This window comes from Mesorhizobium amorphae CCNWGS0123, assembly GCF_001686985.1.
In the GTDB taxonomy this organism is placed as follows: domain Bacteria; phylum Pseudomonadota; class Alphaproteobacteria; order Rhizobiales; family Rhizobiaceae; genus Mesorhizobium; species Mesorhizobium amorphae.
The window spans coordinates 4,696,336-4,713,522 of record NZ_CP015318.1; the positions used below are offsets into that span (position 1 = coordinate 4,696,336).

Annotated in this window: 17 protein-coding genes; all 17 read right to left on the reverse strand. The window is 63.1% G+C overall.

Annotation, left to right across the window (positions count from 1 at the left end; genetic code table 11):
• Positions 1-28 precede the first annotated feature (28 nt).
• Positions 29-847 carry a biotin--[acetyl-CoA-carboxylase] ligase gene (locus tag A6B35_RS22200; RefSeq protein ID WP_006203233.1) on the reverse strand — a complete coding sequence of 273 codons (819 nt, stop codon included), beginning with the start codon at positions 845-847 and terminating at the stop codon, positions 29-31.
• 4 nt (positions 848-851) lie between these two features.
• Complete coding sequence (gene nuoN / locus A6B35_RS22205; RefSeq protein ID WP_006203234.1) at positions 852-2,288, reverse strand: NADH-quinone oxidoreductase subunit NuoN; 1,437 nt, start codon at positions 2,286-2,288, stop codon at positions 852-854.
• Between the two features lie 19 nt (positions 2,289-2,307).
• On the reverse strand, positions 2,308-3,813 hold the full coding sequence (locus A6B35_RS22210) for an NADH-quinone oxidoreductase subunit M (protein ID WP_006203235.1): 1,506 nt from the start codon (positions 3,811-3,813) through the stop codon (positions 2,308-2,310).
• Complete coding sequence (gene nuoL / locus A6B35_RS22215) at positions 3,813-5,786, reverse strand: NADH-quinone oxidoreductase subunit L (protein WP_006203236.1); 1,974 nt, start codon at positions 5,784-5,786, stop codon at positions 3,813-3,815. The genes A6B35_RS22210 and nuoL overlap by 1 nt, the downstream gene beginning before the upstream one ends.
• An 11-nt stretch (positions 5,787-5,797) precedes the next feature.
• Complete coding sequence (gene nuoK / locus A6B35_RS22220) at positions 5,798-6,106, reverse strand: NADH-quinone oxidoreductase subunit NuoK (RefSeq protein WP_006203237.1); 309 nt, start codon at positions 6,104-6,106, stop codon at positions 5,798-5,800.
• Position 6,107: 1 nt separating this feature from the next.
• Positions 6,108-6,728, reverse strand: a complete 621-nt coding sequence (locus tag A6B35_RS22225; protein ID WP_006203239.1) for an NADH-quinone oxidoreductase subunit J — start codon at positions 6,726-6,728, stop codon at positions 6,108-6,110.
• A 130-nt stretch (positions 6,729-6,858) separates the two neighbouring features.
• On the reverse strand, positions 6,859-7,350 hold the full coding sequence (gene nuoI / locus A6B35_RS22230) for an NADH-quinone oxidoreductase subunit NuoI (protein ID WP_006203240.1): 492 nt from the start codon (positions 7,348-7,350) through the stop codon (positions 6,859-6,861).
• The gene (nuoH, locus tag A6B35_RS22235) at positions 7,350-8,393 is read right to left on the reverse strand and encodes an NADH-quinone oxidoreductase subunit NuoH (protein ID WP_006203242.1); all 1,044 of its coding nucleotides are present in this window, start codon (positions 8,391-8,393) and stop codon (positions 7,350-7,352) included. Before nuoH ends, nuoI begins: the two co-directional genes overlap by 1 nt.
• A 2-nt stretch (positions 8,394-8,395) precedes the next feature.
• Positions 8,396-10,477, reverse strand: coding sequence for an NADH-quinone oxidoreductase subunit NuoG (gene nuoG / locus A6B35_RS22240; protein WP_006203243.1), 2,082 nt, complete (start codon positions 10,475-10,477; stop codon positions 8,396-8,398).
• Positions 10,477-10,788 carry a pentapeptide repeat-containing protein gene (locus tag A6B35_RS22245; protein ID WP_006203244.1) on the reverse strand — a complete coding sequence of 104 codons (312 nt, stop codon included), beginning with the start codon at positions 10,786-10,788 and terminating at the stop codon, positions 10,477-10,479. The genes nuoG and A6B35_RS22245 overlap by 1 nt, the downstream gene beginning before the upstream one ends.
• A gap of 3 nt (positions 10,789-10,791) precedes the next feature.
• Complete coding sequence (locus A6B35_RS22250; RefSeq protein WP_006203246.1) at positions 10,792-11,502, reverse strand: NADH-quinone oxidoreductase subunit E; 711 nt, start codon at positions 11,500-11,502, stop codon at positions 10,792-10,794.
• A gap of 75 nt (positions 11,503-11,577) precedes the next feature.
• Positions 11,578-12,882 (reverse strand): NADH-quinone oxidoreductase subunit NuoF, encoded by a 1,305-nt coding sequence (gene nuoF, locus A6B35_RS22255; RefSeq protein ID WP_006203247.1) that lies wholly within the window; start codon positions 12,880-12,882, stop codon positions 11,578-11,580.
• A gap of 10 nt (positions 12,883-12,892) precedes the next feature.
• Positions 12,893-14,185, reverse strand: coding sequence for an NADH-quinone oxidoreductase subunit E (locus A6B35_RS22260; protein WP_006203248.1), 1,293 nt, complete (start codon positions 14,183-14,185; stop codon positions 12,893-12,895).
• Positions 14,186-15,376 carry an NADH-quinone oxidoreductase subunit D gene (locus A6B35_RS22265; RefSeq protein ID WP_006203250.1) on the reverse strand — a complete coding sequence of 397 codons (1,191 nt, stop codon included), beginning with the start codon at positions 15,374-15,376 and terminating at the stop codon, positions 14,186-14,188.
• 9 nt (positions 15,377-15,385) lie between these two features.
• Positions 15,386-15,991 carry an NADH-quinone oxidoreductase subunit C gene (locus A6B35_RS22270; protein WP_006203251.1) on the reverse strand — a complete coding sequence of 202 codons (606 nt, stop codon included), beginning with the start codon at positions 15,989-15,991 and terminating at the stop codon, positions 15,386-15,388.
• A 4-nt stretch (positions 15,992-15,995) separates the two neighbouring features.
• Positions 15,996-16,577: a NuoB/complex I 20 kDa subunit family protein gene (locus tag A6B35_RS22275; protein ID WP_006203252.1), complete on the reverse strand. Its 582-nt coding sequence runs from the start codon at positions 16,575-16,577 to the stop codon at positions 15,996-15,998.
• Complete coding sequence (locus tag A6B35_RS22280; protein WP_006203254.1) at positions 16,568-16,933, reverse strand: NADH-quinone oxidoreductase subunit A; 366 nt, start codon at positions 16,931-16,933, stop codon at positions 16,568-16,570. The genes A6B35_RS22275 and A6B35_RS22280 overlap by 10 nt, the downstream gene beginning before the upstream one ends.
• Between the last annotated feature and the right edge of the window lie 254 nt (positions 16,934-17,187).

A 17,187-nucleotide genomic window follows, 5' to 3' on the forward strand; every position in this document is an offset into this window, starting at 1 on the left:
CCTTCCTGGCCGGTCAAACCCAAGCCGGTCAAACCGCCGACGCAACGGCACCGAAATGCACGTCGCCGGCGGCGATCGTCACAACAGTCCCCTCATCGTCGCGAATCACGAAACGACAGTCCTCGTCAATGGTCTCGAACGTCCCGCGCACCACATTACCGTCAATTCTGACAGCAACCTGGCTGCCCAGGCCAGCTGCCCGCGCCAGCCAGCGCTGCCGGATCGCCGACAGTCCGCGCCCTTCGCTCCACAGCCGGGCGTTCTCGCTCCAGGCATCCGACAGCGCCAGGAACAATGTCTCGGCGTCGCAGGTCGCCCCCAATGTTCTGAGCGATGTCGCGGGATAAGGCAAATCCTCGGGGTACGCCACCACATTGACGCCGATGCCGACCGCCACCGCGAAGCGGCCGCCTTCGAGGATCGCCGATTCCAGCAGGATGCCGGCAAGCTTGGCGCCGGAAGCGAGCACGTCGTTGGGCCATTTCAGCTCGAAGCGGTTCTTCCCCTGGCTCCCGCCATCGAGCCCGATGGCGATCCTGCCTTGCGGCACGACGGCGTCGAGCGCGTCGGCCAGCGCCAGCCCGGCGACGAAGCCGAGCGTCGCGGCAAGCCGAAGCTCGCCGCCGGTGACGACGAGCAGCGTCGCCGCCAGATTGCCTTCGGGCGTTGCCCAGACGCGACCGCGCCGGCCCCGCCCGCTTTCCTGTTTCCTGGAGACGACCCAGAGCTTTCCCGGATCGCCCGCCCGCGCATGGGCAAGCGCCAGCGCATTGGTCGAACCGACCGTGTCATGGGCCTCGAGCCGGAAGCCTTCCGACGCTGCGGTTGGAGCCAGCCGAAATGCCATCCCGTCAGAAGAATGTCTTGGCGGCGGCTTCGGCATAGGTGCCGATCGGCCCGCCGATCAGCACATAGAACAGCACGAAGGCGCCGGAGACGCCGAGCACGAGGCGCAGTTCGCTCGCCATCGGCACGAAGCCGCCGACCGGCTCGTCGAACCACATGATCTTGATGATGCGCAGGTAATAGTAGGCACCCACCACCGAGGCCAGCACGCCGATGATCGCCAGCGCATAGAGGTTGGCGTTGATGGCGGCGAAGAAGACGTACCACTTCCCCCAGAAGCCGGCGAGCGGCGGGATGCCGGCCAGCGAGAACATCAGGATGGTGAGGATCGTCGCCATGACCGGGTTGGTCGACGACAGCCCGGCGAGATCGCCGATCTGTTCGACATTGCCTTCCTTGCGCCGCATGGCGAGGATGAAGGCGAATGTGCCGAGCGTCATCACCAGGTAGATCAGCATGTAGATAGCGACGCCGCGCACGCCGGCCTGGCTGTTGGCGGCAAGGCCGACCAGCGCGTAGCCCATATGGCCGATCGAGGAGTAGGCCATCAGCCGCTTGATGTTTGTTTGCCCGATCGCCGCGAAGGCGCCAAGCGCCATCGAGGCGATCGAGATGAAGACGATGATCTGCTGCCAGTCGGAAGCGATCGGCTTGAAGGCGCCCATGGTGACGCGCACGATCAGCGCCATCGCCGCCATCTTCGGCGCCGCCGCCAGGAAGGCCGTCACCGGGGTCGGCGCGCCTTCATAGACGTCGGGCGTCCACATGTGGAACGGCACCGCCGAGATCTTGAAGGCAAGGCCGGCCAGCACGAAGACCAGGCCGAAGACGAGGCCGAGCTGGCGCTCGCCGCTGCCGAGCGCGGTGGCGATCTCCTGGAAGCCGGTGTTGCCGGTGTAGCCGTAGACGAGGCTGATGCCGTAAAGCAGCATGCCCGACGACAGCGCGCCGAGGACAAAATACTTCAGGCCGGCCTCGGTCGAGCGCAGATTGTCGCGGTTGATCGCCGCCAGCACATAGATCGCCAGCGATTGCAGTTCGAGGCCGAGATAGAGCCCGATCATGCCGTTGGCCGAGATCATCAGCATCATGCCGAGCGTGCAGAGCAGGATCAGCACCGGATATTCGAATTTGTCGAAATGCTCTTGCTTGGCGAAGCGCATCGACATGACCAGCGTCACCGCCGAACCGATCAGCGACAGCATCTTCATGAAGCGCGCGAACGGATCCTGGACGAAGGCGCTGCCATAGGCGGTGCCCTGCCCGCTGGACGTGACGAGCCAAAGTCCGGCAATCACCAGGATGGCAACGGCAAGACCCGTCACCGTGTTGGTGCTGTCGGAGCGCGAATAGGCGCCCACCATCAAGAGCGCCAGCGCGCCGACGGCGAGGATCAGCTCCGGCGTCGAGAGCGAAAGGCTGGAGAGAAGGTCCGGCGTCATGGTTCGCAAAACCCTTGGGTTAATTCGCCGCCGCGGTCTGCGCGGAGCCGATGGATGCAGTGACATTGGTGACGAGCGCCTTGACCGATTCGGCCGTCGCGTCGAAGACCGGCGCGGGATAGACGCCGAAGAAGATGACCAGCACGACCAGCGGGTAGATGATCGCCTTCTCGCGTGGCGACAGGTCCAGCAGGCCCTTCAGGCTCTCCTTGGTCAGCGCACCGAAGATCACCCGGCGATAGAGCCAGAGCGCGTAGGCGGCCGACAGGACGACGCCGGTGGCGGCGAAGAACGCCACCCAGGTGTTGACCCGGAACACGCCGAGCATGGTCAGGAATTCGCCGACGAAACCGCTGGTGCCGGGCAGGCCGACATTGGCCATGGTGAAGACCATGAACACGGTGGCGTATTTCGGCATGTTGTTGACCAGGCCGCCATAGGCGTCGATGTCGCGCGTGTGCATGCGGTCGTAGATGACGCCGACGCACAGGAACAGCGCGCCGGAGACGAGGCCGTGCGACAGCATCTGGAAGATCGCGCCCTGCACGCCTTCCTGGTTCATGGCAAAGATGCCCATGGTGACGAAGCCCATATGGGCGACCGAGGAATAGGCGATCAGCTTCTTCATGTCCTCCTGCATCAGCGCCACCAGCGAGGTGTAGATGATGGCGACGACCGACAGCGTGAACACCAGCGGCGCGAACATTTCGGACGCCAGCGGGAACATCGGCAGCGAGAAACGCAGGAAGCCGTACCCGCCCATCTTCAGCAGGATGGCGGCCAGGATGACCGAGCCCGCCGTCGGCGCCTCGACATGCGCGTCGGGCAGCCAGGTGTGCACCGGCCACATCGGCATCTTCACCGCGAAAGAGGCGAAGAAGGCCAGCCATAGCCAGGTCTGCATGCTGGCCGGGAAGTTATGCGTCAAGAGCGTCGGGATGTCGGTGGTGCCGGACTGGAAGAACATCGCCATGATGGCGAGCAGCATCAGCACGGAGCCGGCCAGCGTGTAGAGGAAGAACTTGAACGAGGCATAGACGCGCCGCTTTCCGCCCCACACGCCGATGATGATGAACATCGGGATCAGGCCGGCCTCGAAGAAGACGTAGAACAGCACGATGTCGAGCGCGCAGAACACGCCGATCATCAGCGTTTCCAAGAGCAGGAAGGCGATCATGTAGGCCTTGACGCGCTTCTCGATCGATTCCCACGACGCCAGGATGCAGAGCGGCATCAGGAAGGTGGTCAGGATGACGAACAGCATCGAGATGCCGTCGACGCCCAGATGGTAGGAGATGCCGGAATCCAGCCAGGCGAATTTCTCGACGAACTGGAAACCAGCCTGCGAATTGTCGAAGCCGGTCCAGATGAACAGCGAGACGATGAACGTGATGCTCGTCGTCCACAGTGCGATGGCGCGGATGTTGCGGCGGGCGTTCTCGCTGTCATCGTTGATGAACAGGATGAGCAGAACACCCACCAGCGGCAGGAAGGTGACCAGCGAGAGGATTGGCACGGCGGTCATCAGAGCATCATCCAGGTGACGAGTGCGGCAACGCCGATCAGCATGGCGAAGGCATAGTGGTAGAGGTAGCCGGTCTGCAGCTTGACGACGCGGTTGGTGACGTCGACGACGCGCGCCGAAACACCGTCAGGCCCGAGACCGTCGATGATTGTGCCGTCGCCGGTCTTCCACAGGAATCTGCCGAGGGCCTTTGCCGGCCGCACGAACAGCACGTCGTAGAGCTCGTCGAAATACCACTTGTTGAGCAGAAACGCGTAGAGCAGGCGATGGTTGGCGGCGACGCTCCGGGGCAATTCCGGCGAGCGGATATAGAACTTCCAGGCAACGCCAAAGCCGATGATCATGGCGACGAACGGCGCCAGTTCGACCCACAGCGGCAGTTCGTGGATATCGTGCAGGATGTGGTTGTCAGGCAGCGTGAACAGCGACGCCTTCCAGAACTCGGCATAGCCCTCGCCGATGAAGGCGCCATGGAAGATGATACCGGCAAACAGCGCGCCCGCCGCCAGGATGAACAGCGGCACCAGCATCACCGGCGGCGATTCATGGACATGGTGCATGACCTCGTGGCTGGCGCGCGGCTCGCCATGGAAGGTCATGAAGATCAGCCGCCAGGAATAGAACGAGGTGAAGCAGGCGGCGATGACCAGCAGGACGAAGGCGGTCGGGGCAAACATGTTGTGGCCGGCAAAGGCGCTTTCGATGATGGCGTCCTTGGAGAAGAAGCCGGCGGTGCCGATGACGGTCACCGGAATGCCGACGCCGGTCAGCGCCAGCGTGCCGATCACCATCATCCAGTAGGTCTTCGGAATGAGTGTCCTCAAGCCGCCCATCTTGCGCATGTCCTGCTCGTCGGAGACGGCATGGATGACCGAGCCCGAGCCGAGGAACAGCAGCGCCTTGAAGAAGGCATGCGTGAACAGATGGAAGATCGCCGCGCCATAGGCGCCGACGCCGAGCGCCACGAACATGTAGCCGAGCTGCGAGCAGGTCGAATAGGCGATGACGCGCTTGATGTCGTTCTGGACGAGGCCGACGGTTGCCGCGAAGAAGGCGGTGAAGGCGCCGATTAAGGTCACCACCGTCAGCGCCGTGTGCGACAGCTCGAACAGCGGTGACAGCCTGGCCAGCATGAACACGCCGGCGGTCACCATCGTCGCGGCATGAATGAGCGCGGAAACGGGCGTCGGGCCTTCCATGGCGTCCGGTAGCCAGGTGTGCAGCGGCACCTGTGCCGACTTGCCCATGGCGCCCATGAACAGGAGCAGGCAGACCACGGTCATCGCCGAGTGCTTGTCGAGCGCATAGCCGAGGAAGGTGAGCACGGCCGCACCGTGCTCGGCGCCCTCGGCCGGAATGAATGTCGCCGCATTGGCGAAGATGGTGCCGAGATTGACCGAACCGAACAGCACGAACACGCCGAAGATGCCGAGCGCGAAGCCGAAATCGCCGACGCGGTTGACGACGAAGGCCTTGATCGCCGCGGCGTTGGCCGACGGCTTTTTGTACCAGAAGCCGATCAGCAGATAGGACGCAAGGCCCACGCCTTCCCAGCCGAAGAACATCTGCACCAGATTGTCGGCCGTCACCAGCATTAGCATGGCGAAGGTGAACAGCGACAGATAGGCGAAGAAGCGCGGCCGGTTCGGGTCGTGGTGCATGTAGCCGATCGAGTAGATGTGGACCAGCGCCGACACCGTGTTGACGACGACAAGCATCACCACCGTCAGCGTGTCGATCCTCAGCGCCCATGCGGCGTCGAGCCCGCCCGACTGGATCCAGCGCAGCACCGGCACGGTGAACACCTCGCCCTCACTGAAACCGACCGAGAAGAAGGCGACCCACGACAGCACCGCCGAGATCACCAGGAAGCCGGAGGTGATGTATTCGGAGGCCTTGGCGCCGAGCGAATTGCCGAACAGGCCGACAATCAGGAAGCCGAGCAGCGGAAGGAAGACGATGGCCTGGTACATGGTGGTTTCCGTCAACCCTTCATCATGTTCACGTCTTCGACCGCGATCGAGCCGCGGTTACGGAAGAAGACGACAAGAATGGCAAGACCGATGGCGGCTTCGGCGGCAGCGACTGTCAGCACGAACAGCGCGAACACCTGGCCGACGAGATCGCCAAGTGCTGCCGAAAAGGCGACGAAATTGATGTTGACCGCGAGCAGGATCAGTTCGACCGACATCAGGATGACGATGATGTTGCGGCGGTTGAGGAAGATGCCGAACACGCCGAGCGTGAACAGGATCGCCGATACGGTGAGGAAATGTGCGATGCCGACGACCATCTCAGATGCCCTCGCCCGATTTGACTTTGCGGATTTCCATGCCGGTGGCCGGCGTGCGGCCGACCTGGGCCGCGATCGACTGCCGCTTGACGCCCGGCTTGTGGCGCAGCGTCAAGACGATGGCGCCGATCATGGCGACCAGCAGCACGAGCCCGGCGATCTGGAAGTAGTAGAGGTAGTCCGTATAGAGGATGTCGCCTAATGCCGCCGTGTTCGAGCGCGTGGCCAGGTCCGGAATGGGCTTTGACACGCTCGCCGCCAGTTGCGGCGCGAAAGTGTAGCCGCCGAGCACGACGATCAGTTCAGCCGCCAGGATCAGCCCGACCAGCGCGCCGATCGGCGCGTATTGCAGCGCGCCTTCCTTCATCTCGGCGAAGTCGACGTCGAGCATCATGACGACGAACAGGAACAGCACCATGACCGCACCGACATAGACGACGAGCAGGATCATCGCCAGGAATTCGGCCCCGGTCAGCATGAACAGGCCGGCGGCATTGAAGAAGGTCAGGATCAGGAACAGCACCGAATGCACGGGGTTGCGCGACGAAATGACCATGAACGCCGATGCCACGGCGACAAAGGCGAAGAGGTAGAAAAAGGCCGCCTCTAGTCCACTCAGCATGGGTTCCCCCGGGTTCCTGTCCGAAACAGGACGTTCGTCCTGTTTCGTTCTCTCTGGCTTCGTTCCGCCTCCGGTGCCGAAGCCGCGTTGTCCTTAGACGAGGCCCCTCGCCCCGTCCATGCGTCAAATGTCAGCGGTAGGGCGAGTCCAGCGCGATGTTGCGCGCCAGTTCGCGCTCCCAGCGGTCGCCATTCGCCAGCAGCCTGTCCTTGTCGTAGTAGAGTTCCTCGCGCGTCTCCGTCGCGAACTCGAAATTCGGCCCTTCGACGATGGCGTCGACCGGGCATGCTTCCTGGCAGAAGCCGCAATAGATGCACTTCACCATGTCGATGTCGTAGCGCACGGTGCGCCGCGTGCCGTCATTGCGGCGCGGCCCGGCCTCGATGGTGATTGCCTGCGCCGGGCAGATCGCCTCGCACAATTTGCAGGCGATGCAGCGTTCCTCGCCGTTCGGATAGCGGCGCAGCGCATGCTCGCCGCGGAAGCGCGGACTGATCGGCCCCTTCTCGTGCGGATAGTTGATCGTCTCCTTCGGCGCGAAGAACTGGCGCATCGACAGGAAGAAGGCACTGACGAAGTCCTGCAGCAGCAGCGATTTTGCAGCCTGGGAAAGAGCGGACATCACGCAAACCCCGTGATCTTGAGGAAGGCAGCGACGATCACCACCATCGCCAGCGAGATCGGCAAGAAGACCTTCCAGCCCAGCCGCATCAACTGGTCGTAGCGGTAGCGCGGCACGAAGGCCTTCACCATGGAGAACATGAAGAACATCAGGCAGACCTTGAGCACGAACCAGATCAGCCCCGGCACCCAGGTGAAGGGCGCGAAGTCGAAGGGCGGCAGCCAGCCGCCGAGGAACAGGATGGTGGCCAAGGCGCACATCAGCACGACGGCGACATACTCGCCGAGGAAGAACAGCAGGAACGGCGTCGAGGAATATTCGACCATATGGCCGGCAACCAGCTCCGACTCGGCCTCCACCAGATCGAACGGCGGACGGTTCGTCTCGGCCAGCGCCGAGATGAAGAAGACGACGAACATCGGGAACAGCGACAGCCAGTGCCAGTCGATGAAAGTGTTGGGCAGGCCAACTCGCGTGCCCAGCCCATCCTGCTGCGACAGCACGATGTCCGACAGATTGAGCGAGCCGACGCAGAGCAGCACGGTGACGATGACGAAGCCGATCGAGACTTCGTAGGACACCATCTGCGCCGCCGAGCGCAACGCACCGAGGAACGGATATTTCGAATTCGACGCCCAGCCGCCCATGATCACGCCATAGACCTCGAGCGAGGAGATGGCGAAGACATAGAGGATGCCGACATTGACGTTGGCAATCGCCCAGCCCTGGTTGACCGGGATGACGGCCCAGGCCGAGATCGCCAGCACCGCCGACACCAGCGGCGCCAAAAGGAACACGCCCTTGTTGGCCCCGGACGGGATCACCGGTTCCTTGAACACGAATTTCAAAAGGTCGGCGAAGGCCTGCAGAGTGCCCCAGGGGCCGACGACGTTCGGGCCGCGGCGCAGCTGCACCGCCGCCCAGATCTTGCGGTCGGCATAAAGCAGATAAGCGACCGCGATCAGCAGCACAACGATCAGCACGACCGATTTCAGCAGGATGATCAGCGCCGGCAGTACGTAGATGGAGAAGAACGTGTCCATGCTTATTCCGCCGCCTGCTTGAAGCCGCTCTTGGCCAGCGCCGAGCATTCCGCCATCACGGCAGAGGCCCGCGCGATCGGGTTGGTCAGGTAGAAATCCTTCACCGGCGAGGTGAAGCTGCCCTTGTTCAGCCACCCGCCGAGCTTCGCCACCTTGGCGATGTCGTCGGCATTGCCGGCCTCGACATGGTCGATGCGGGCAAGATGCGGATATTCGCCGTAAAGCTTGGCGCGCAGTTGCGGCAGGGAATCGAATGGCAGCTTCTTGCCCAAAACATCCGAAAGCGCCCTCAGGATCGCCCAGTCTTCGCGCGCGTCGCCCGGTGCGAAGCCGGCGCGGTTGGTCTGCTGCACCCGGCCTTCGGTGTTGACGTAGGTGCCCGACTTTTCGGTGTAGGCGGCGGCCGGCAGGATGACGTTGGCGCGATGCGCGCCATGGTCGCCATGGGTGCCGATATAGACGACGAAGGCGCCGCCGGTCTTGCCCATGTCGATCTCGTCGGCGCCGAGCAGGAACAGGAGATCCGTCCCGCCAAGCATGCCGGCGACGTTCTTGCCGCCCTCGCCCGGCACGAAGCCGAGATCGAGGCCGCCGACGCGGCCAGCCGCATTGTGCAGCACGGCAAAGCCGTTCCAGTCGGCCCGGGCGGCATTGACGGCGGCCGCCAGCTTCGCCGCCTGGCCGAGAACGGCCGCACCGTCGGCGCGCGCCAGAGCGCCCTGCCCGACAATGATCAGCGGATGCGTAGCCTTCTTCAGCACCTCGAAGAACTTGCCGTTGCCGTCGGCCAAGTCCTTCAGGGAATCCGGACCGGCGCCCAGCTGCTCATACTCGTAACGCGTGTCGCCGACCTCGCCGATGACGCCGACCGGCAGATTGCCGATCCGCCAGCGCTTGCGGATGCGGGCGTTTAGCACCGAGGCCTCGAAGCGCGGATTGGCGCCGATGATCAGCACCGCGTCGGCCTGCTCGATGCCTTCGATGGTCGGGTTGAAGATGTAGCTGGCACGGCCGAGCGACGGATCGAGGGCTGCGCCATCCTGGCGGCAGTCGGTATTCTTCGAGCCGAGCGCGGCCATCAGAAGCTTGAGCGCATAGATCTCTTCGACCGCAGCGAGATCGCCGGCAATGGCGCCGATCTTTTCCGGCGCGGTCTTGGCCACCTGCTCCTTGATCGCGGCGAAGGCTTCCGCCCAGCTTGCCGGTGCCAGCTTCCCGTCCTTGCGCACATAGGGGCGGTCGAGGCGCTGCGTGCGCAGGCCGTCCCAGATGAAGCGGGTCTTGTCGGAAATCCACTCCTCGTTCACCGCCTCGTTGACGCGCGGCAGGATGCGCATCACTTCGCGGCCGCGGCTGTCGACGCGGATCGCCGAACCGACAGCATCCATGACGTCGATGGATTCGGTCTTGGTCAGTTCCCACGGCCGCGCCTGGAAGGCAAAGGGCTTCGAGGTCAGCGCGCCGACCGGGCAAAGATCGATGACATTGCCTTGCAATTCCGAGGTCATGGCGCTTTCGAGATAGGTGGTGATCTCGGCATCCTCGCCACGACCGATCAAGCCGAGCTCGGAAATGCCGGCAACTTCCGTGGTGAAGCGGACGCAGCGCGTGCAGTGGATGCAGCGGTTCATCACCGTCTTGACCAGCGGCCCGATATACTTGTCTTCGACGGCGCGCTTGTTCTCGTGATAGCGCGAGGAATCGACGCCGAAGGCCATCGCCTGGTCCTGCAGGTCGCACTCGCCGCCCTGGTCGCAGATCGGGCAGTCGAGCGGATGGTTGATCAGCAGGAACTCCATCACGCCTTCGCGGGCCTTCTTGACCATCGGCGTGTTGGTGAAGATTTCCGGCGCCTCGCCGTTCGGGCCCGGACGCAGGTCGCGCACGCCCATGGCGCAGGACGCCTGCGGCTTGGGCGGCCCGCCCTTCACCTCGATCAGGCACATGCGGCAATTGCCGGCGATCGACAGCCGCTCATGGAAGCAGAAGCGCGGCACTTCCGCGCCCGCATCCTCGGCCGCCTGCAGCAGCGTGTAGTGGTCGGGTACAGTGATCTCTTTCCCGTCGACCTTGAGCTTTGCCATCAATTGCCCCCGGCGGTCTTCGCCGTCTCATATGCCTGGATGAGGTCGCCAAAGCTGATGCCATTGATCATCATGCCGGCGACTTCTGCGTTTTCTATCTTCACGTTGCTCATGTTCACATTGGTGAAAAACGTATTCGAGAGATTTGCGTCTTCCACCTTGGCGTTGGTCAGATTGGTGCGCCGGATCCTGGCCGCCGACAGGTTGACGTTGTGGAACTGCGTGTTCGACATGTTCACGTCATCGAAGCTCGAATTGGCGACGATGGCATTGCGAACATCGAGAACGTCACGCTTGTCGTGGACCTCCATGCCCTACCCCTGCCTCTTGGCCTTGGCGGCCAGCACAAGTGCAGCCGCCTGGCGGGTCCAGTCGTCACGGCCGATGCGGCCCGCCAACGACAGATAGTCCTCGACCCAGGCGATCTCTTCCGGCGTCCAGGCCGCGATCTGCCCATGGGTCCAGATGCCGAGGCCGTTGAGAACCTTCTCCAGCTTCGGACCGATGCCCGATATCGCCTTGAGATCGGACGGTTTCGCCGGCCGCTCCATGGCTTTGGGCTGCCTGAAATCCTCAGGCATCAACCCGGTTGCCGCATTGCCTGCCACCGTGTCGGCGCCGGCAGTGTCCTGCGCCATCTCGACGGTGTTGGCGGCAATGTCGGTCACATCCCTGGCGAAGGTCTGCGCCTCGGCAATCAGCGTCTTAGTCGCCTTGCGCGCCTTGGTAGCGCTTTCGGCGGTGTCCGCAAACTCTTCGCTTCTTGGCTCGAAATCATCGACGGTCGGCTGGAACAGCCGCTGCGAAGCCTCGGCCGCGCCGGAGAGCGCGCCGAGCCAAACGCCAAGGGCGTGGTTGGCAAGGCCGAAGCCGAGCGCCGACATTGCCGCGGCACCCGCGACAGGATGAGCGAAGAGGTTGACGGCACTTGCCATCTCCTTCGGCATCATCCTGGTCAAGTCCTGGTTCATCTTCTCGAACTGGTCCATGTCGGGCATTGGGTAGGGTATCGAATACGGCGCCATCGGTCGTCTCCTGGTCGATTCTTCGTATGCCCCGCCCGGTATCCTGGTCTCGGGCTTTCGCCCGCATTTCAATTTCTATTCCGCAGCCACCATCACCGGCTCCGCCCGGTGCGCGTTGCGCGAAAACTCGTCGATGCGCCGTTCCACCTCGCCGCGGAAATGCCGCATCAGGCCCTGGATCGGCCATGCCGCCGCATCGCCCAGCGCGCAGATCGTGTGGCCCTCGACCTGCTTGGTGACGTCGAGCAGCATGTCGATCTCGCGCTTCTGCGCCTCGCCGCGCACCAGCCGTTCCATCACCCGCCACATCCAGCCGGTGCCTTCGCGGCACGGCGTGCACTGGCCGCAGCTCTCATGCTTGTAGAAATACGAGAGCCTGGCGATCGCCTTCACGATATCGGTCGATTTGTCCATGACGATGACGGCCGCGGTGCCGAGGCCCGACTTCAGGTCGCGCAGCGCGTCGAAATCCATCGGCGTGTCGATGATCTGCTCGGCCGGCACCAGCGGCACCGAAGCACCACCCGGGATGACCGCAAGCAGATTGTCCCAGCCGCCGCGGATGCCGCCGCAATGCGTCTCGATCAGCTCGCGGAACGGGATCGACATCGCCTCTTCGACGGTGCACGGATTGTTGACGTGGCCGGAGATGCAGAACAGCTTGGTGCCGACATTGTTGGGCCGGCCGAAGGACGAGAACCAGGCCGCACCACGGCGCAGGATGGTCGGCGCCACCGCGATGGACTCGACATTGTTGACCGTCGTCGGGCAGCCATAGAGGCCGACATTGGCCGGGAATGGCGGCTTCAGCCGCGGCTGGCCCTTCTTGCCCTCGAGGCTTTCGAGCAGTGCGGTCTCCTCGCCGCAGATATAGGCGCCGGCGCCGTGATGCATGTAGATGTCGAAATCGTAGCCGGACGTATTGTTCTTGCCGATCAGCTTGGCCTCATAGGCCTCGTCGATGGCGCGCTGCAGCGCCTCGCGCTCGCGGATGAACTCGCCGCGCACATAGATGTAGGCGGCGATTGCGCCCATGGCGAAGCCGGCGATCAGGCAGCCCTCGACCAGCGTATGCGGGTCGTGGCGCAGAATGTCGCGGTCCTTGCAGGTGCCGGGCTCGGATTCATCGGCATTGACGACGAGGTAGCTCGGCCGGCCGTCGCTCTGCTTGGGCATGAACGACCATTTCAGGCCGGTCGGGAAGCCGGCGCCGCCGCGGCCGCGCAGGCCCGACGCCTTCATCTCGTTGACGATCCAATCGCGCCCCTTGGCGATGATGCCGGGCGTGTTGTCCCAGGCGCCGCGCGAAATCGCGCCGGCCAGCGACTTGTCGAAGCGGCCGTAGATGTTGTTGAAGATGCGGTCTTTGTCCTGAAGCATTGTTCGTCCCTCAGACCGGCTTCTTGCCGAAGACGCGGATGTATTCGTCGACCCCGCCCTTGGCGAGCGCCTTGGCCTGCTTGACCCAGTCGTCGCGTTCGATGCGGCCGCTGAAGCTCAGATAGCCGTCCACCCATTCGCGCTCGGCCTTCTTCCAGGACGCGACCTGCGCGAAGGTGAAGATGCCCAGCTCGTGCAGGGTGCCCTCGATCTTCGGCCCGACACCGGAAATCAGCTTGAGATCGTCGACCAGCGCCGGCTTGGCGATGCCGGCCGGACGGTTCTTGTCGTCGAGCGACGGCTTGCCCGTCTTTGAACCTGCGCCTGTCTTTGCCGCCGGCACTTTGGCTTCCGGCGCCTTGAAGGCAGAAGCCGGCTCAGCTTTGTTCTTGGGACCGCTGCGCTGCTTCGAAACCTTTTCGACTTCAGGTGCAGCCTTGTTGGCGTTGGCGGCCGAATGCGGCGGGGCGGAGACGCTCGCTGCTTTTTCCGCCGCGGGTGCGACCTTCTTGGCCGACGGCGACTTCAGCGCCGGGCTGGTTTCGGGTGCGTCGGTCTTCGGCTTGCCGGCATTCGATGGCGCAACGGGAGCCGGCGCCGGCACGGGCGCCGCGACGATCGCATCCGGCGCCGCCTTGGCGGCCTTTGTTGCCGCCCTGGCTTCCTTGTCGCGTGTCGACTTGAGGATCGCCTTCTCGCTGGTCAGCGTGGTCAGGCCGGTGATCGGCTCCGAGGTGGTGCGGCCGTTCTGCGGCCCTGGCGTCACCGAGGCGCCCTTGCCGGCGCCGTAAAGATCGATGATCTCGGCCAGCCGCTCCGGCGTCAAATCCTCGAACGTGTCCTTGAAGATCATGACCATCGGCGCGTTGACGCAGGCGCCGAGGCATTCGACCTCCTCCCACGACAGCGTGCCCTTGTCGTTGGTGTGGAACTGGTCGTGATGGATCTTGGAACGGCAGACATCCATCAGCGCTTCCGAGCCGCGCAGCATGCAGGGCGTCGTGCCGCAGACCTGGATATGCGCGCGCGTGCCGACCGGATTGAGCTGGTATTGCGTGTAGAAGGTCGCGACTTCGAGGCCACGGATTCGAGGCATGCCTAGCATGTCGGAGATCGTCTCGATCGCCGCCTTGGTCACCCAGCCTTCCTGCTCCTGCGCCAGCATCAGCAAGGGGATGATCGCCGACTGCTCGCGGCCCTTCGGATATTTCTTGATCCATTGCTTGGCCGCCGCCGCATTCGCCCGGTTGAAGGCGAAGGACGCTGGCTGGACGCTGGCTTCTGCGAGACGGCGGACTGACATTTAGCGATCAACCTCACCAAACACGATATCGAGTGAACCCAACACGGCAGTGACGTCGGCCAGCATGTGGCCGCGGCACAAAAAGTCCATGGCTTGCAGATGTGCGAAGCCGGGCGCGCGCAGCTTGCAGCGGTAGGGCTTGTTGGTGCCGTCCGAGACCAAATAGACGCCGAATTCGCCCTTCGGCGCTTCGACGGCGGCGTAGACCTCGCCGGCCGGCACGCGGTAGCCCTCGGTGTAGAGCTTGAAGTGATGGATCAGCGCTTCCATCGAGCGCTTCATCGCCTGGCGCTTGGGCGGCACCACCTTGCCGTCGAGATTCGACACCGGACCGGTGCCTTCCTTGCCGAGCAGCAGATCGACGCACTGGCGCATGATCTTGGCCGACTGGCGCATCTCTTCCATGCGCACGAGGTAGCGGTCGAAACAGTCGCCATTCTTGCCGATCGGGATGTCGAAATCCATTTCGGAATAGCATTCATAGGGCTGCGATTTGCGCAGGTCCCAGGCCGCACCCGAGCCGCGCACCATGACGCCGGAAAAACCCCAGGCCCAGGCATCGGCCAGCGACACCGTGGCGATGTCGACATTGCGCTGCTTGAAGATGCGGTTGCCGGTGAGCAGCGCATCGAGGTCGTCGATCGACTTCAGGAACGGATCGATCCACTTGCCGATGTCCTCGACCAGCTTCTGCGGCAGGTCCTGGTGCACGCCGCCCGGCCGGAAATAGGCCGCATGCATGCGCGAGCCGGAGGCACGCTCATAAAACACCATCAGCTTTTCGCGCTCGACGAAGCCCCACAGCGGCGGCGTCAGTGCGCCAACGTCCATCGCCTGCGTCGTCACATTGAGAATGTGCGACATGATGCGGCCCATCTCGGAATAGAGCACGCGGATCAGCTGGCCGCGCTTAGGCACCTCGATGCCGAGCAAGCGCTCTACTGCCAGAGCAAACGCATGCTCCTGGTTCATCGGCGCGCAATAATCGAGCCGGTCGAGATAAGGCACCGCCTGCAGATAGGTCTTATGCTCGATCAGCTTTTCCGTGCCGCGATGCAAGAGCCCGATATGCGGATCGACGCGATCGACGACTTCGCCGTCCAACTCAAGCACCAACCTCAAAACACCATGCGCCGCAGGGTGTTGAGGTCCAAAATTGATGTTAAAATTGCGGACGGAGGTTTCAGCCATTCTGGCGCCTCAATTCGTCTTGGCTTTTTCGTCGCCCGGCAGGACGTAGTCCGTCCCTTCCCATGGCGAGAGAAAATCGAAATTGCGGAATTCCTGCTTGAGCTCGACCGGCTCGTAGATGACCCGCTTGGCCTCGTCGTCGTAGCGAACCTCGACGAAGCCGGTCAGCGGGAAATCCTTGCGCAGCGGGTGACCTTCGAAACCATAGTCGGTCAGGATGCGGCGCAGGTCGGGATGGCCCGAAAACAGCACGCCATAGAGGTCGTAGGTCTCGCGCTCGAACCAGTCGGCGCCGGGATAAAAGGCGGTGAGCGACGGCACCAGCGTCTCCTCGTCGGCCTGAACCTTGATGCGGATGCGCACATTCTGCTTCGGCGACAAAAGGTGATAGACGACGTCGAAGCGCTTCGGCCGCGACGGATAGTCGGCGCCGCAGACGTCGATGATCGAGATGAACTGGCAGCGCTGGTCGTCGCGCAGGAAGGTCGCCACCTCGATCAGGTCGCCCGGCTCGACCGAAACGGTCAGCTCGCCATAGGCCAGCACCGCGTTGTCGACCCTGCCGGTCAGCTTCTCGCCCAGATAGGTCGAGAGTTCGTTCAACGACTGGCTCATGGGGTCACCGTTCGATCGTGCCGGTGCGGCGGATCTTCTTCTGCAACAGAAGAATGCCGTAAAGCAGGGCTTCGGCGCTCGGCGGGCAGCCGGGCACATAGATGTCGACCGGCACGATGCGGTCGCAGCCGCGCACCACCGAATAGGAATAGTGGTAGTAGCCGCCGCCATTGGCACAGGAGCCCATCGAGATGACGTAGCGCGGCTCCGGCATCTGGTCGTAGACCTTGCGCAGCGCCGGCGCCATCTTGTTGGTCAGCGTGCCGGCTACGATCATGATGTCGGACTGGCGCGGCGACGCGCGAGGAGCAACACCGAAGCGTTCACTGTCATAGCGCGGCATCGAGGTATGGATCATCTCGACGGCGCAGCAGGCCAGACCGAAGGTCATGAACATCAGCGAGCCGCTGCGCGCCCAAGTGATCAGCGCCTCGGTCGAGGTGACGAGAAAGCCCTTGTCGGCCAACTCGTTGTTGATCTCAAGGAAGAACGGGTCGTCGGAACCGACCGGTCGACCGGTATTGGGGTCGATGATGCCCTTGGGCTTCGGTGCGACGAGCGTGCCGGAACTGTCGTTCAATCCCATTCCAGCGCTCCTTTTTTCCATTCATAGGCAAAGCCGATGGTCAGCACCGCCAGAAACACCATCATCGACCAGAAACCGAGCATGCCGATCTTCGAGAACGACACCGCCCAGGGAAACAGGAAGGCCACTTCCAGATCGAAGATGATGAACAGGATCGACACCAGGTAGAAGCGGATGTCGAACTTCATGCGGGCATCGTCGAAGGAGTTGAAGCCGCACTCGTAGGCGGAGAGCTTTTCCGGATCGGGGTTGCGGTAGGCCACCAGGAACGGCGCAATGATCAGCGCCAGGCCGACGACCAGCGCCACGCCGATGAAGAGGACTATGGGCAGGTACGAACTCAAAAGTGCGTTCATGCTGCGGCTTTCCGTTGGCGGTCAATCCACTTTGATTACAGCAACCAACCTTAATGCGGAAGCGTGACAGATTAACCGCTGAACCGTTTTAGGTGGCCTATGCTGCAACGCGGCGAGGGTTAGCGCAGCGCTTTCGGCGAAGCAAGTCAAACCTTGTTCAAAACGCGGTGCTGGACGGCATATCCCGGAAAACTGGTCCGATCCGCTCCTGTTTGATTTCCTTCACTTTTTACTCCACTTTTCTCTCCTGACAT

Bases quoted from the DNA above. Each gene is read 5' to 3' on its own strand.
- nuoL (WP_006203236.1), bottom strand. From the start codon at position 5,786: ATGTACCAGGCCATCGTCTTCCTTCCGCTGCTCGGCTTCCTGATTGTC.
- A6B35_RS22225 (WP_006203239.1), bottom strand. From the start codon at position 6,728: ATGCTGAGTGGACTAGAGGCGGCCTTTTTCTACCTCTTCGCCTTTGTC.
- A6B35_RS22200 (WP_006203233.1), bottom strand. From the start codon at position 847: ATGGCATTTCGGCTGGCTCCAACCGCAGCGTCGGAAGGCTTCCGGCTC.
- A6B35_RS22275 (WP_006203252.1), bottom strand. From the start codon at position 16,577: ATGGGATTGAACGACAGTTCCGGCACGCTCGTCGCACCGAAGCCCAAG.
- A6B35_RS22260 (WP_006203248.1), bottom strand. From the start codon at position 14,185: ATGTCAGTCCGCCGTCTCGCAGAAGCCAGCGTCCAGCCAGCGTCCTTC.
- A6B35_RS22210 (WP_006203235.1), bottom strand. From the start codon at position 3,813: ATGACCGCCGTGCCAATCCTCTCGCTGGTCACCTTCCTGCCGCTGGTG.
- nuoI (WP_006203240.1), bottom strand. From the start codon at position 7,350: ATGTCCGCTCTTTCCCAGGCTGCAAAATCGCTGCTGCTGCAGGACTTC.
- A6B35_RS22280 (WP_006203254.1), bottom strand. From the start codon at position 16,933: ATGAACGCACTTTTGAGTTCGTACCTGCCCATAGTCCTCTTCATCGGC.
- nuoH (WP_006203242.1), bottom strand. From the start codon at position 8,393: ATGGACACGTTCTTCTCCATCTACGTACTGCCGGCGCTGATCATCCTG.
- nuoF (WP_006203247.1), bottom strand. From the start codon at position 12,882: ATGCTTCAGGACAAAGACCGCATCTTCAACAACATCTACGGCCGCTTC.
- nuoN (WP_006203234.1), bottom strand. From the start codon at position 2,288: ATGACGCCGGACCTTCTCTCCAGCCTTTCGCTCTCGACGCCGGAGCTG.
- A6B35_RS22250 (WP_006203246.1), bottom strand. From the start codon at position 11,502: ATGGCGCCGTATTCGATACCCTACCCAATGCCCGACATGGACCAGTTC.
- A6B35_RS22270 (WP_006203251.1), bottom strand. From the start codon at position 15,991: ATGAGCCAGTCGTTGAACGAACTCTCGACCTATCTGGGCGAGAAGCTG.
- A6B35_RS22265 (WP_006203250.1), bottom strand. From the start codon at position 15,376: ATGGCTGAAACCTCCGTCCGCAATTTTAACATCAATTTTGGACCTCAA.
- nuoK (WP_006203237.1), bottom strand. From the start codon at position 6,106: ATGGTCGTCGGCATCGCACATTTCCTCACCGTATCGGCGATCCTGTTC.
- A6B35_RS22245 (WP_006203244.1), bottom strand. From the start codon at position 10,788: ATGGAGGTCCACGACAAGCGTGACGTTCTCGATGTTCGCAATGCCATC.
- nuoG (WP_006203243.1), bottom strand. From the start codon at position 10,477: ATGGCAAAGCTCAAGGTCGACGGGAAAGAGATCACTGTACCCGACCAC.